Annotated in this window: 9 protein-coding genes; all 9 read right to left on the reverse strand. The window is 37.8% G+C overall.

Annotated elements, in window-relative coordinates; all coding sequences use genetic code 11:
* Positions 1 to 47: 47 nt before the first annotated feature.
* Complete coding sequence (locus H6G77_RS18880; protein WP_190593132.1) at positions 48 to 1,508, reverse strand: radical SAM family RiPP maturation amino acid epimerase; 1,461 nt, start codon at positions 1,506 to 1,508, stop codon at positions 48 to 50.
* A gap of 348 nt (positions 1,509 to 1,856) precedes the next feature.
* Positions 1,857 to 2,159, reverse strand: coding sequence for an NHLP leader peptide family RiPP precursor (locus H6G77_RS18885; protein WP_190593131.1), 303 nt, complete (start codon positions 2,157 to 2,159; stop codon positions 1,857 to 1,859).
* A gap of 577 nt (positions 2,160 to 2,736) precedes the next feature.
* On the reverse strand, positions 2,737 to 3,843 hold the full coding sequence (locus H6G77_RS18890) for a hypothetical protein (RefSeq protein ID WP_190593130.1): 1,107 nt from the start codon (positions 3,841 to 3,843) through the stop codon (positions 2,737 to 2,739).
* 75 nt (positions 3,844 to 3,918) lie between these two features.
* Positions 3,919 to 5,469, reverse strand: a complete 1,551-nt coding sequence (locus H6G77_RS36495; RefSeq protein WP_190872411.1) for a tetratricopeptide repeat protein — start codon at positions 5,467 to 5,469, stop codon at positions 3,919 to 3,921.
* Between the two features lie 104 nt (positions 5,470 to 5,573).
* Positions 5,574 to 7,049: an MBL fold metallo-hydrolase gene (locus tag H6G77_RS18900; RefSeq protein ID WP_190872412.1), complete on the reverse strand. Its 1,476-nt coding sequence runs from the start codon at positions 7,047 to 7,049 to the stop codon at positions 5,574 to 5,576.
* 66 nt (positions 7,050 to 7,115) lie between these two features.
* Positions 7,116 to 8,591 carry an MBL fold metallo-hydrolase gene (locus H6G77_RS18905; RefSeq protein ID WP_190872413.1) on the reverse strand — a complete coding sequence of 492 codons (1,476 nt, stop codon included), beginning with the start codon at positions 8,589 to 8,591 and terminating at the stop codon, positions 7,116 to 7,118.
* Positions 8,592 to 8,667: 76 nt separating this feature from the next.
* Entirely contained in the window at positions 8,668 to 11,577 is a 2,910-nt protein-coding gene (locus tag H6G77_RS18910) for an NHLP bacteriocin export ABC transporter permease/ATPase subunit (RefSeq protein ID WP_190872414.1), read from the reverse strand.
* A 2-nt stretch (positions 11,578 to 11,579) separates the two neighbouring features.
* Positions 11,580 to 13,976 carry an NHLP family bacteriocin export ABC transporter peptidase/permease/ATPase subunit gene (locus H6G77_RS18915; RefSeq protein ID WP_190872415.1) on the reverse strand — a complete coding sequence of 799 codons (2,397 nt, stop codon included), beginning with the start codon at positions 13,974 to 13,976 and terminating at the stop codon, positions 11,580 to 11,582.
* Positions 13,963 to 15,411 carry an NHLP bacteriocin system secretion protein gene (locus tag H6G77_RS18920; protein WP_190872416.1) on the reverse strand — a complete coding sequence of 483 codons (1,449 nt, stop codon included), beginning with the start codon at positions 15,409 to 15,411 and terminating at the stop codon, positions 13,963 to 13,965. The genes H6G77_RS18915 and H6G77_RS18920 overlap by 14 nt, the downstream gene beginning before the upstream one ends.
* Positions 15,412 to 15,464 lie beyond the last annotated feature (53 nt).

Below are 15,464 nucleotides of genomic sequence, written 5' to 3' on the forward strand. Positions count from 1 at the left end.
TAGTGTAGACTGTAGCTTTTGAGATTTTCAAAGGTTTCAAAAACCCTCTAAATTTGAGGCTCAGAGTCTAAAACCCCACGCTCAAATAAAAGATTGAGATAGTAAGATGTTTGTGTCGCTAACACACCTTTATTCGTAAAAAATTGGGTAATCTCTGCGGTTGTGTGATTACCTTGATGGATTAAAACCCCTAACTCTTTCCACAAAGAATCATGACGGAACTTGAAGGTTTTAACATGGGTAGAAAGTTGAAAGCCATCAACAAGAGCTTCATACTTCAGATCAGGACGAAAGCGTAACACATCGCCTAGTCTCACTGTCTGCGGCATATTATCCCGAATCATTCGCTCAATCAAACTCTTGAGGTCATCAGCATCTACGAAAGTTCCTTGATCATAGACTATATAACCTAATGGCCATCGTTCATTGGCATTACAAGGGCTAATCAGCTTGACACTACGCTCCACCATGTTAAATAAAAATCCTGATACACAAGCAATTGTTCCTTGTGCATGAGGTTCTTCATCTCCTTGACTTTTTTGGAGGTTTATTTCTCGTTGTCTCCCTGCATGAGCTTTAACAGAATCTTCTGCCTCTTCATTCAGAAAATTCATTTGCACATTCAACAGATCTTCATCGCTAAACTCTTGATAAACTCTGTCCAACATCTTCAAAGACAGAATTGAGAAACGATTGCATACACCGTTTTTCTCTCTTGAGTATCTTAAAATCGAGCGTAGACGGTCTGGATACTTTAACGGTTGACTAGTTGTAGTCCGGGGGAAAAATCCCGTAATCGCATGAAAATCAAGACAAAATTTTTCATAGTCTGGGTTATCTAGGGGATCAGTCGCCCAATAGCAAAAGCCAGCACCCGCAGAAGTTCCTAAAAAACCTGTCATCACTTCTAATACTTCACGCCACAATTTGGAATTTTCAGGAGTGTATAAGAATATCTCAGTGAGAGGGGGTGCTGATACAGCACAGAATCGGCATCCTACTGAACAACCCTTGCAAAGTTCAAAAGAAACTGGAGCATGAATAACAATTTGGTTAACCAATGGTTGAAACTGACTAGCAGTACGTACAATTTGCCTTTCTCGCCATTGTCGAATATAGATATTACTGGGAGCAGTCTTTAAGTGGATATTTTGTAAATAGTCCAACCTTTCAAAGAACTCATTACTCAATTTCAAGAGTGGAAACTCTAATAGTCCTTGTTCCCACTTGCTATTGCAATCTTCATCCCATATTGGTCTGACATCTTCAGGATGTAATTTCAAACCGTGGCGCACAAAGGCACTATGAGGATCTGTAAAAACTTGTTGACGAAACTCTACGTCTACTTCCCAACGTTCTTTAAACCGCTTGATTTGACTAAATTTAGCTAGTAATTTTTGATCGATTGTGGTGAAATCTGCATGGTGATCTATATCGTATTCTGTAATATCAAAAGGTGGAAAAATAAATTCTGCTTTCATTTGATGATTTAGTTCTTGAGTTGACATAAACATTGGGAATTATATTAACTATTACAAAATTTTATAATTAATAACAATCAAATTAAATGTGATGAATGACTAAATCTTTTTCTCAGAAAGATTTTTAACGCTTTAGTTTCCTTATGTTCTTAAAATTTTCTGATACTTTGAAAGCTAGAGATGAATTCGTAATTCAGTATAGGTAGAGGAGAATGTAAACTCCACTATAGTCTGATGTTTACATTCTCCTAATATCGAGTTTGCAATTAATGCTGACTCAATTCAAAAGATGTGTTAATGATGTTGAAATTTATCGTGAGAATCTCTATTATTCTCACTTATTCGTCAGCTTTTATTTTGCTGCTATCAACAAAATTAACCTATGATAAAGACCCTGCCTCTCTTTCTAGTTGCTACATAGCCACCAGCAACTTGCTCTAATGCCTCATCGCTTAGTTCTTCTTCCACACCTGGTACTGGTGGAATCACTAGATAGATGTTGTTATTATCTTCTTCAAACACATGAATCTGCAAATTATCAGGCATAGTTGTTCCCAATTCTTTGGCTATAGCTGCTTTGGGATTAGATAATAACTCTTGTCTAAATGCAGCATCCTGCCAAGTTTTTGCAGCGATTTGTGCGTTAAACTCATGACGTGAAAATTCTTGTCCTGACATGAAATTACTCCTGAATTGAGGTTAAATTTACAAAAAGTGTATGTATGATTTACTCCCATAGGTTCTGCCAATCCTTGGTAATTTATAGATCATCCTTAAGAATCGTCAGATATATGGGGTGAGTATCGACTTAAATCACATAAACTTAACTCATCAACTATTAACAATGCTTATTTATCTAGTTTTTGCTTAGGTTTATGCTAGCAAGTTTATTTGATTATGCTGTTAATCGCTCATCCCTTAGCAATAACTAATTTGACACATTCTTGTTGATGAATTTTTTATTTGGTCTAAGTTGATAATTAAATAATATAGTAATTTCCTAATGGGAATAATGCACAATCATTTGATCTGAATACACATTTTGTAGATAAAGTTTTGATTTATAAAAATAAAAAATACCTAATTTCTTATAGTAATTAGGTATGATGATTTGAGGTAATTCTAATTAATCATCATTTCTGATGGCGTATAGTGTAGTTTAAGTCCTCGCTAATTGGTGTGTTACTTAAACTACAGGGATTTAAATTTTCACTTTTAACAGTTAAATTTGTAGTAATTAAATTTAATGAATGTGTTATTTACAGACAAGACTGCGACCAAATGCTAAATACCCTTTAGCTTCTAAGTATCCGTCTGGATGATAATTTATCTTTATATGATTTAAATTTCTAAAATAAATGCTATGCCATCTTGAACCAAGAAATTGAGATACTTTAATCAAATTATCAGGCCATAACTCTGGATAATTCTGTGCGTGACAATATCCAGACCAATTGAGAACAGCATCATATTTTTCTGGGGTACATAATTCATGTTCTACTAAACAATTTAAAAGTAATTGCCATTTTGGTTCACATCTTGTACTTTTATTATTTAATAGGCACTCTAAACCTAGCTGCGGAAAAATACTAGTTCCTATATCGATATTGAGGATTATTGTATCTACAATTTGAGTTAGTGACTGAATTATTTCTTTGAGAGGTTCAATTGAATATTTCCAACCAATTTGAGCAAGGTAATCTTCAAGATATTCAGGAGAAATTCCACTAATATTGACTCTAACAGCATCTAAATGGCGAGAAAACATAACTCCTACATAAAGTATTTGAGAGCCTTGTGGTAAGGAATTTACACAAATACCTAGATTATTTTCAATTATTGGTGAAACATGATCATCAAATAATATGTGCAAGGCCGTTTTCACAGTTTGTAGTTGCTCATTAGCACTTTGAGATATCTGGATACTATATTTTTCTGAATTTAGTTCTTTGAATCCTAAAAACAAGCTAGGAATTGGTAAATTTTGGGGATCTTTATCAAGATCAAATTCCAGCCAAATATTGTCTATATTGTTAGATAGTAGGGAGTTTGTTCCACAACAGGCAGAACAAAAATTTTGAATACGTCTCCAGATAGGATTTGAAGAAAATACTTCTGGTAAGTTCACTAGAAAATCTAGTTTTTCAAAGCTCTGATGACTTGAACCTAAATTTGTAGCAAGAACTGAGAAATCTACCCTGGAGTTATTCGCACCTAGACGGCACTCAAATAACCCCTCGGATGAAAGTGGAAAAATCCTTGTTATTGCTTGAATATGAGATAAAGCTTCGGGAGAAACTAACTTAGGTGAAAGGTGGGGTACAACAACCTGAAGATAATTTTCTAATGTACAGCTATTCATGGTAATTTTGATTGATAATTAAGACAATTTGTCAAGGCTATGTTGATTTAAGACAATAGCGGCTATTGTTAATAATTATGTAAATTTTTGAGACAAGAATTTCATGTGATAATATTTGCTTATTTGATGCTTATAGCTTGTTTCATCTCCTATTTCTTTGTATAATTTAGCTAATAGTTTCATTGCTAGTTCATCAGTAGGTACAATTTCTCCAGCTAATATCAAATTTTCTTCCGCTATCTGATACTGACCCTGCTCTAGATAAATTTTCCCAAGCATTTTATGTGCTTCAGCTTTGCTCGATTCATCAGCCAAAGCCTGCTCAAAAAAGCTAATTGCTTTCGTGTAATCCTTATTTTTCATAAAGATACAACCTATATTCAAACTTAAATCAGGATAATTGCCTGGTTTGATTTCTTGGCAATATCTATAATGTTTAAGACTCTCTTCTTTTTCAGACTTTAGACTATATAAAATTCCTAGAGTATAGTGACTTAATATTTTTTCTTCAATGTCTATTTCAGCTAGCATTAATTTATTTTCTAAAAAGCTTAGTGTATTTTTATCATATTCTAAGTCACGGCTTAGAATTGCATTAGCTAAATGTAGTACACTAGGGCAATAGCTAGGGCAAAGTTTTCCTGCGATTAGTTCGTAATTAACAGACTTTTGCGTCTCAGTTTCACAAAGGCTTAATAAGTAATAAGTAGCAGCACAATTTGGCATGATTTGTATTTCTTCAAGACAGCCAGCTTTAGCGGCTTCTATGTTGTTATTTCGTGCTTGTTGATCAAGAGCATATAAACGGCGATAGTGTTCTATTTCACGCAGGTCATTTTGCCAAAGAGCTGCTAAATAATCAGCCAAAAAATAGTAACGTAGTGGCATATAACCACTACTCACAGAACGAGTCAAAGTGACGGTATCGTAATTAATAGGTAAAGACTTTAAACAGGCAAAAACATTTTCTGGATCTACCAAAGGATATTGCTCAGGCAAGCCAATAAAGTAGTCAATATCAATATCAATAAAAGTGTTTTCGGGAAGCTTTAATTTCTTTAAATCTTCATAACCACATACCGTTATTTTTAATCCAAATACTGTCGCCGTAGCGATATCTTCTGTAATTGCAATATTTGTTATATCGTTAACAGTAAATGCATTATGCTGTTGTAAAAACCCCCGTAATTTACGCATATATTTTATAGAATTTGGTAGTTTATTTTTGGGAGTTAGAGTTACCCAAATGAGATTTTCAATTATTCCCAAGCGATGAGCCGCAAAAAGGAAATTTTCGATACCATAACTATATTTATCATCAGGAAATATATGACTAGGTCTTTCTAGTTGAGCTAATTCTGCTGAAGTTTGGCATTTTTTCAATGCTGTTATATGATTTTCACTAATATATTGAAAATCTAGATGTTCATCTAAATAAATTAGAGTAACATTTTTCCAGCCTAATTGATGCCAAACATGAAGTTGAGAAGAGTGTTCTTCTGTGATGATGCTCTTGACACTGTTTTTGATTGTATTCATAAATATTTCTTCCTTTGGTTTTAGATGAGGGTATAGCATTAAAATCGCATTTTTAGAGTTAGCTTCAAAATCTGAAAAACCAGCCACAGCCAGCAATAAAGGCTTTGTTTATGTTTTATTTAGCTAATTTATGCCAAGATTAATGAAAATTATCAGCTATGACTTAACTTATAAAGATTTCAAGATGCTATCTACACACTAGTTGTTATCAATTGTTGGTTATTGATATTTTTTGGATACATTCTAATAAAAGCATTACCTAGTTTCATGATTTTTGATTGATTTTCCCCAATAAATTGATTGGGTTGAGATTGTTTCGACCATTTTTCCACTTCTTTATTCAACACTTTTTTGAAAACTTCCTCATAAGGAAACTTTAAAGCTAAAGGAGAAATATTCAGTGATTTAATATCGGGACGTATAGCACCGTGAGTGCTGGCTATATATATTTTTTCAAATGCACGTACATATCCGCCAATACCAGGATAATCCCAGGTTTTATCAGATTTTAACAATGCATATAAGCTGGAAGCGGTGATGACATTAAACACGTTAGCTAAAGGACTAGATCCTGTTCGGCACTGAATAGGATCTTCCGTAAAGTCAAAATACCATGTTTGAGAACCATCTGGAAATATTACTTCTAGTTGGTATCTGACTTCCCAATGGAAATATTGGGCAAATAAATCTTGTTTATGTTCCATGAAGAACTTAGGTAAGTTAACACAAACCTCTTCTTCGATTGTCCTTTTCACTTCATGAATATCATAGTTATTTGGGTTACTGTCAACCATTTCGCCATTTACTGTCACAGGCGAGAAAGATAAAATATTTCTATCATCTTTAACTGTTTTGACAAATTGCGATTGAGCAGGTAGATAGGTAGATTTGCCATTTTCAATTTCACAAATATCTCCTGGCTGAAGAGCAAAAATATTTTCTGTTGCTGGGCAAACTTTTTTGATGTCTTGACAAAACTGCTCTTGAGTGACTGGAAAGACAACTTTATTTAACCAAGCTGAACCATCTATAAACTTGAAGCCATTCGCACCAGGAGAAATAGCTCTTGGTTGAGTCAAGCCCATCAATTGCAGAATATAGCTATAACCAGAAAATGGGAATGCACAGCTTTGATTATATTGATACTCAGTTTCTAACATTGGTTGCCAGCATGCCAACAAAAAGTCTATTGTTGGGTATTGAGATTTGACAAAATTAATTGTATTTGCATTTACTAATGAGTCTACTTGATTCCAAAAAACTCCCGATGGGTCAGCAAATACCATCCCATATTCAGGTACGCGATTTTCTGAACGGGTAGCCAGGAGCGTAGTAGAACCAATCTTGACTTCACTAAAGTCACTTAAAGTATAGATGTGGGAATATCCTAATTGACGCAGACAATTTTCTATTAACTGATCTTTGGGAATAAAAACATCAACATTTTTAGGCAGATAAGCAAGAGAACGAATATCAAAGTGATCTAAATGTCTATGGGAAATTACTAGTACATCATACTCAGGAATTTGGTCGTAAATAACTTCTCGCTCAGGGCATATACTTGTTGTCACTTCACAAAATTTATCCCAAAGCACTGGGTCCATCATTACTTTGCAATCTTGTGTTTCTACAAATATGGAAGCATGACCAATCATTTGAATTTTCATTTTGCACCTCTATGTTTATGGTCATTACAAGCTATGACTTAGCTTAAAAATATTTCAAGATGCTATCTACACACTAGTTGTTATCAATTGTTGGTTATTGATATTTTTTGGATACATTCTAATAAAAGCATTACCTAGTTTCATGATTTTTGATTGATTTTCTCCAATAACTTGATTGTGTTGAGATTGTTTCGACCATTTTTCCACTTCTTTATCCAACACTTTTTTGAAAACTTCCTCATAAGGAAACTTTAAAGCTAAAGGAGAAATATTCAGTGATTTAATATCGGGACGTATAGCACCGTGAGTGCTGGCTATATATATTTTTTCAAATGCACGTAAATATCCGCTAGCAGCAGGATAATCCCAGGTTTTATAAGATTTTAAAACTGCATATAAGCTGGAGGCTGTGATGACATTAAACACGTTAGCTAAAGGACTAGATACTGTTCTGCACTGAATAGGATCTTCCGTAAAGTCAAAATACCATGTTTGAGAACCATCTGGAAATATTACTTCTAGTTGGTATCTGACTTCCCAATGGAAATATTGGGCAAATAAATCTTGTTTATGTTCCATGAAGAACTTAGGTAAGTTAACACAAACCTCTTCTTCAATTATTTTTTTCATTTCATGAATATCATAGTTGTTTGGGTTACTGTCAATCATTTCGCCATTTACTGTCACAGGCGAAAAAGATAAAATATCTCTATCATCTTTAACTGTTTTGACAAATTGCGATTGAGCAGGTAGATAGGTAGATGTGCCATTTTCAATTTCACAAATATCTCCTGGCTGAAGAGCAAAGATATTTTCTGTTGCTGGGCAAACTTTTTTTATGTCTTGACAAAATTGCTCTTGAGTGACTGGAAAGACAACTTTATTTAACCAAGCTGAACCATCTATAAACTTGAAGCCATTCGCACCAGGAGAAATAGCTCTTGGTTGAGTCAAGCCCATCAATTGGAGAGTATTACTATAACCAGAAAATGGGAATGAAAAGCTTTGATTATATTGATACTCAGTTTCTAACATTGGTTGCCAGCTTGCCAACAAAAAGTCTATTGTTGGGTATTGAGATTTGACAAAATTAATTGTATTTGCATTTACTAATGAGTCTACTTGATTCCAAAAAACTCCCGATGGGTCGGCAAATAATATCCCATATTCAGGTACGCGATTTTCTGAACGTGTAGCTAGGAGGTTAGTAGAACCAATCTTGACTTCACTAAAGTCACTTAAAGTATAGATGTGAGAATATCCTAATTGACGCAGACAATTTTCTACTAACTTATCTTTGGGAATAAAAACATCAATATTTTTAGGCAGATAAGCAAGAGAACGAATATCAAAGTGATCTAAATGTCTATGGGAAATTACTAGTACATCATACTCAGGAATTTGGTCGTAAATAACTTCTCGCTCAGGGCATATACTTGTTGTCACTTCACAAAATTTATCCCAAAGCACTGGGTCCATCATTACTTTACAATCTTGTGTTTCTACAAATATGGAAGCATGACCAATCATTTGAATTTTCATTTTGCACCTCTATGTTTATTATTTATTAATTGTGTTTTTGAGCAAAACTTGTATCTGTCAGTGAATTAGCTTATTACTAAGCCATTTGGCGAGCCATTAATTGAGCAAATAGTCCTTCAATTGAAGCGAGTTCCTGAAAACTGCCTTGCTGTACAATTCGTCCTGCTTGAAGTACATAGATACGATGAGCATTGCGAATTGTGCTGAGTCGGTGAGCAATAACTATTCTCGTTACCTGCATTTTGTCTAAGCTTTCACTGACAATTGCTTGGGTTCGGTTGTCGAGTGCGCTAGTGGCTTCATCAAATAGCAGAATGCGAGGTTTTAATACTAAAGCGCGGGCTATGAGTAAGCGTTGGCGTTGTCCTCCAGAAAGATTACCACCGCCTTCACTCACTACGGTGTGCATTTCCATTGGCATAGCGGCTACATCGTCAGCGAAGCCAGACATCTTCGCAGCTTCCCAAGCTTCATCAAAGGTAATATTTGCACCACCGGCGATATTTTCAAAAATAGAGCCTGCATTTAAACGGCCGTTTTGTAAGACGACACCCAATTGTCGGCGGACTGCTTCGACATCCAAGCCAGATAAGTCCTGTCCATCGTAGTAAATACCTCCACTTTCTGGAGTTTCAAACCCAAGCAATAATCGGAAGATTGTTGATTTACCACTTCCAGAACCTCCAACGAGGGCAATAAATTCTCCTGATTGTGCAGAGATACTTACATCATCTAAGATTAATGGCCCATCTGGACGATAGCGAAACATTACATGGTCTACAACAATTTTGCCTACTAATTTTCCTGGGTCAGCTTTGCTTAAATCTACTTCGGGGACAGCTTGCAAAATGGGTTGAGTACGTTGCCAATGGGGAGTAATTTGGACAATTTCAGTGACTACATTACTGAGATTGGTAGTACCGTTCACAAATTGATCAAAAGCCGTGTTGAAGGCTAAGAATGTACCTATGGTAATAGCCATAGTGCCGGAAGTCTGCGCCGTTTTAAATTGGTTGATGGTTAACCAAAACAGGACTCCAGATGTAAATATGGGCATGACTGTATTAAAAAGAACTACAGCATCTTCTAACTGTTGTGTACTGAGAGTTAGCTTGAGTTGACGAGTGTAGTTTTTACTCCAAGAAGCAAAGGCGCGTTCTTCGGCTCCTGCAATATGTAGTTTAGAAATGCCATTAATGATTTGTACTGTTTGTCCGAAAATATTGCCCTGTAGTTCGAGTAAAGGATGCACTTTACCAACGAGGAGGATACCAGAAAGGATGGTGACTGCGCTGGTAATGACGGCAACCGCAACCGCAAGTAAGGCTAACTGAAAGTTATAGTTAAATAATTGCCCTAAATAAAATAATGCAAAGAAACTGGTAATTAGTTTGATAATTGTATTTGCACTGAGTTGACGACTGATTTCACCGACAGATGAGGCTCTTGAATGTAGATCCCCTGTTGTATATTTGCGGAAAAAAGATACTGGTAAGTTCATCAGTCGATCCCATACAGCCACCTCTGTAGCGGTGGCGGCGGTGGTTTCAATGCGTAAAAGTGCAAAATTCTGAGTTATTTGAAATAAGACTGTGCCTAATGTTGCAACCAGTAGCCCCATTCCGACTTGGAGTAACAAACCGCGATCGCTATCGGGAATTGCGTTATCCATAATAATAGCAGTGGCTTGGGGTGTGAGCATCCCTAACAGCGTCACAGCCACCCCTGTGAGTACAGTCAGGAAAACATCGAGTTTCCGTCCTTTCAGGGCAAACAAAATCACATTGTAGGTATTGAGTACCTGATCGGGGAAAGAACGATAAAACATATAGGCGACAGGCGCAAGTGTCATCGCTATAGGTTCATCTACCTTGGTGCGGGTATGGTCAACCGGATCAAATAATTCATAGTTAGTAGTAGAAACTGGTAATAAAGCTACCGGGCGATTATCTACCTCTGTATAGGCGACTAACGCCCCACAGTCCTTTTCCCACCAGTTGTCTCGTAATAAAACTCGGCGCATCCGAATCCGAGAGGCGCGGACAATAGCTTCTAAAGGCTCTTTGACTCGTTGGAGGTTCTCGGAACGGGCGGGAGGCGAAATTTTTACTCCTATCGCTTTACCAACAGCACCAGCCGCCACTAACAAAGGTGTACCTTCTAAGAAAAAATCGCCATCTTGAGGATTGACAGTTGATGCTAACTCTCCTAACGCTTGAGAAGTTACTTGACGATTTAGACGCTGGCGATCGCGCAATCGCATCATTTCTGCTTCTGCTTCTTGTCGGTCAAAAAACTCCACACATTGCAGTAATTGAATGTGCATTGCTGACAAAGCAGCTAAGAGTTGGTCAGCATTCAAAAATTCATGGGTTTTCAGCGTGGTGAGTTGAACTTCCTCCACGGCTTCTAACCACATTTTGTCAGTCAGGGGAAAATAACCCATTGCAGGTGTCAGCGTGACTTCTGACAAACCTAATAAGCGAATAGTCCCTTGCTGAATCTTTACCCAACAGATAGCCCCGGCTTCCCCTTGGAAAGTTTGACCATCCAACAAAGAAAACCGCGTTTCTCCCTGAGATACCACCTCAATGACTGGGAGAGTTACCCCAGATAACACGCTACTAAGTTCCCACAGCCAAGATTCTACCCAGTCAAATGCTCTAGTATCGCCATGAGCAACTAATTCGGGAAAACCTTCTGGATGTAGTTGCAGTAATTCCACCTCTCCAATCGGTACAGCTAAAATTTGCTGTTGACCGTTCATGGCTTTAGTACCGAATAAGGCTTGTCCCTGAGAGAGACTAAATAAATAACGGCGAGTTCCTGCGATCACACCATCTTGAAGTGCGATCGCAAATAAGGCCATAGAGCCAGATTGAATTACCCAAACTCTAGCAGGATCATCTAATAGTATGGGTTCATTACCTTGCAATATATAGGTTTGACCATGTACGGCACATTGATCGACTCTTTTTTGCTGCATCTTTATTCCTCCTCCAAGGCTTCCCCTTCTGTGCGGATTAACCGTGAGTACACACCTTCCGTCTGCCACAATTGCTGATGAGTACCTCGTTGCACTACCTTGCCTCGTTCTAGGACGATAATTTCATCGCAGTCTCGAATCGTACTTAGTCGGTGTGCCACAATAATGCAGGTGCATCCCCGTCGCCGCAGATTTTCGTCAATAATCCGTTCTGTCTCTGCATCTAAGGCACTGGTGGCTTCATCCATAATCAGGATTGAGGGATTATTCACCAAAGCACGGGCAATTTCTAGGCGTTGGCGTTGACCACCGCTTAAATTCGCCGCACCTTCCATCAGTTCGGCATCATATCCACCATTGAGAGCCAAAATCACATCATCAATGGCAGCATCTTGACAAGCTCGTTTTAAGTTTTTATCGGATATAGTATTATCCCAAAGCGTTAAATTATCCCTAACTGTGCCACCAAATAACAAAATATCCTGTTCTACCATTGCCACAGAATTAGTTAATAATTGGTGGGGAATTTCTTCTGTTAATTGTTCGTCAAACAGAATTTCTCCCGCCCAAGGTTGGTAAAGTCCACTGACGAGTTTGGCAATGGTAGACTTACCAGAACCACTGCCACCGACTAAAGCCACTCTTTGTCCTGGTTTGAGAGAAAGATTAAAATTTTCGATTAAAGGCGGTTCTAGGCGACTATAGCCAAAGGTGAGGTTACGTAATTCTACATATCCTTGTAATCTGGGCAAGGCTGAAAAATAAGATGATGGTTCGATAACTTGAGAAGAGGCTGGGGGCTGGGGGCTGGGGGCTGGGGGAAATAAAGAGAGAAACCTAAGTAAGTTCCACTTTGGTAACACCCTTTGTGGGTGAAAGCTCCCTTGCTCCCTTGCTCCCTGCTCCCCTGCTTCTTCATGAGCTAAGTTTCTTTGGGCGATCGCTTTATCAGTCGGGTTATCTAAAACATCATCTAAACGAACCAAATTGCCTTCTAATTCTTGTAAGGTGCTACCAAAATTCAATAGGCTGGCGACTGGTGCTTGAAAACTCCCTACTAAGCCTTGAAAAGCTACCAGCATCCCAATACTGAGATGTCCATCCATGACTCGCAAACCACCAATTACTAACAATAACAAGCTAGAAATAGCCTCTAAAAGCGTAGGTAGAATGGAAAATAATTGGTTAGTGACATCCATTTGTTGTTGGCTATTGATGGCCTTGGTGTAATAGCCTGACCAGCGAGAAAAGAAATCAGATTCTAAGCCTGATGCTTTCAGGGTTTCGATGCCTTGGAGAGCCGCAATTGAAACCCCTTCAGCCTTGCCAAAATCTAGCATTAATTTTTGATTGAGGTCTACCCGTTGACGAGAGACTAAGCGCAGAGTGAAAATGTTGGCGATCGCTAAACTGATGACAATCAAAGTTAATAGCCAATCATATTGCAACATAATCAAGGCATAGAAAACCACCATCACAGCATCAATAATTGTGGTGGTCAACTGTCCCGAAAGCACATTAGCCACTTGGTCATTGAGACTCATCCGACTGGTAATTTCTCCGGCAAAACGTTGGGCATAAAACCCTACTGGTAGGCGTAATAAATGCCAGAGAAACCGGCTAGACATCCCCACCGATAATTTAATTTTTAAACGGCGTAAATATTGCAGACGCAGTAATGTGAGTAAGCCTTGCAAAACAGCAGCCACAGCCATTCCCAAAAGTAAGGGATTAAGCCAATCTAATCTTTGTTCTACAAGAATTTCATCGACAAATATTTGGCTAAATACGGGTACAGCCATCCCCACTAAAGTTAAGAAAAATCCTGCCATTAAGCAGTAAAGTAAGGCACTAGTTGAACTCTGTAGCCTCTCCCACAAAGACCCAATCATACTAGGTTTACGTCCACCCTTTTGGAACTCACTTCCTGGTTCCATCACCAAGACTACACCCGTATAACCTTCGTCAAATTCTTGCAAAGATACAGTACGGGGGCCTGTAGCGGGGTCATTCAGATACACTCTCTGGTTGCGAAACCCTTCTACTACCAAAAAGTGATTAAAGTCCCAAAAGATAATATAAGGGGGATTTAGGTCTGGGAGTTTATCTAGTTCCTTTCTTAAACCCTTAGCCTCTAAACCATAATTTCTGGCAGCTTTCAACACATTCGATGCTTTACTACCATCGCGGGAAACACCACACTCTCGCCGCAATTCTGGCAACGGCACAATCCGACCAAAGTAACCTAAGATAATTCCTAAAGCCGCAGCACCACATTCAACTGCTTCCATTTGCAAAAGAGTTGGTGTTTTTACCCGCTTGCTTCTTTGAGGCAGTAGTTTTTGTAGATACTGCCAAAAATTCGTAGGTAGACCTATAGTTGGGTTAGTAGATGCCACTTAACGACCTCAAAATAGGTAATACAAACGTAATGGGAGCGCGTTCTTCGACCTGAACGCGCACAATAGTAGTAGTTCCAGAAGAAATCTTCATCTGTGGCCCTTTAGATGAAGACCATTTGTAACCACTGAAGGTTTGAGCATCATTTTGTATCTCAGAAAATACTTGGATGAATCCTTCGTTTTTTTGTGATACTAAACCTTCAACAACTTCGGAATTACCTATTTCATTAATTGCCGCTTCTTTGGTAGTGGGGAAATTGGAAATATTAATCACCTTCCCGACAATACCGCCAAATCTTTCTCGCTTCACCGTTTCAGGAGTGATTTGAATTGGCATTCCTGATTGAATTTTCTTGCCCTCTGCCACTGAAAAATAAGCTAAACTTACTAACTTACTATCAGGATTTTCTACTTCTATATTTGCTAAACGAGTACCAGCATTAATTACTTGTCCCTGCGCCACTGTAGTTTCTAAAACTCGACCGTTATATTGGCTAATAATTTTGCTATTATCACCTACTTGTAGTTGCAGTTTAGCTATCTCTCGTTTAACTTCTTGAATTTCTTTTTTGCGATTATTAGTATTTTCTAGGTCTTGTTGCGCTTGAGAAGCTTGTTCACTATCTAGTTTCTTTAATTGGGCTTGTAAATCGGAAATAGTTGATATATTTTCACCATATTCTTTTTGTTTTTGAGTTTCTGTGACATCAAGTGCTTTTAATTGGGTTTCGATGTCAGAAATATTTTGCAAATTCTCTAGATATTCCTGTTCTGCTTGCAAAGCTTCATCGGCTGAAAATACGCCTTCTTGTTGAAATAACTTTTGGCGGATTTCCATTCTGCGCCGGAAAACTGGACTCAAGGCTTGGAAGCGTTGGAGGTTTTGTTTTAAACTTTTGCGCTGCTGTTCAAGAGAGGTATTATCTCTAGTTTTGAGAACAGGTGTAAGGGTTTGAAGTTCCTGAATGCGTTGTTGAAGATACTGACGTTGTTGTTGAATTGACTGTGCGTCTTGTGCTAAACGCTGTTTAAATATAGAGTTAGCTGCTTGGTCTTGTGATTCTAGTTGTGTTAGTTTAGCTTTTTGTTGTTCGAGTTGTTGACGTAGATCAGATTGATCAATGATTGCTAATACCTGTCCTTTTTTAATCGAGTCACCAACTTTGAAGTTGACATTTGTTAATTGTCCTGAATTTTTCGATTGTAGAGGTACTACTTTACGCGGATAGATTAATACTCCTCGCCCTTCAATTGTGATCGGAATACGTCCATAAATACTCCAAACAATAGCTACTCCCACCAAAGAGCTTAAAGCTATCAGAGGTAGCCAACTTTTAGGGCTGACTACTTGCATAAGTTGGTCTAATCTTTCAGGAGAAGATAGACGCTCTACAGATTCTTGGCGAAATATGCGACGCTTCTGCTCTAACATTGGTATTTTTGTTAATCGAGAGATTTGGAACTAAAAATTATGATGTATTTTTT

It is taken from the genome of Aulosira sp. FACHB-615 (assembly GCF_014698045.1).
In the GTDB taxonomy this organism is placed as follows: domain Bacteria; phylum Cyanobacteriota; class Cyanobacteriia; order Cyanobacteriales; family Nostocaceae; genus Nostoc_B.

Bases quoted from the DNA above. Each gene is read 5' to 3' on its own strand.
- H6G77_RS18880 (WP_190593132.1), bottom strand. From the start codon at position 1,508: ATGTCAACTCAAGAACTAAATCATCAAATGAAAGCAGAATTTATTTTT.
- H6G77_RS18900 (WP_190872412.1), bottom strand. From the start codon at position 7,049: ATGAAAATTCAAATGATTGGTCATGCTTCCATATTTGTAGAAACACAA.
- H6G77_RS18890 (WP_190593130.1), bottom strand. From the start codon at position 3,843: ATGAATAGCTGTACATTAGAAAATTATCTTCAGGTTGTTGTACCCCAC.
- H6G77_RS18905 (WP_190872413.1), bottom strand. From the start codon at position 8,591: ATGAAAATTCAAATGATTGGTCATGCTTCCATATTTGTAGAAACACAA.
- H6G77_RS18910 (WP_190872414.1), bottom strand. From the start codon at position 11,577: ATGCAGCAAAAAAGAGTCGATCAATGTGCCGTACATGGTCAAACCTAT.
- H6G77_RS18885 (WP_190593131.1), bottom strand. From the start codon at position 2,159: ATGTCAGGACAAGAATTTTCACGTCATGAGTTTAACGCACAAATCGCT.
- H6G77_RS18920 (WP_190872416.1), bottom strand. From the start codon at position 15,411: ATGTTAGAGCAGAAGCGTCGCATATTTCGCCAAGAATCTGTAGAGCGT.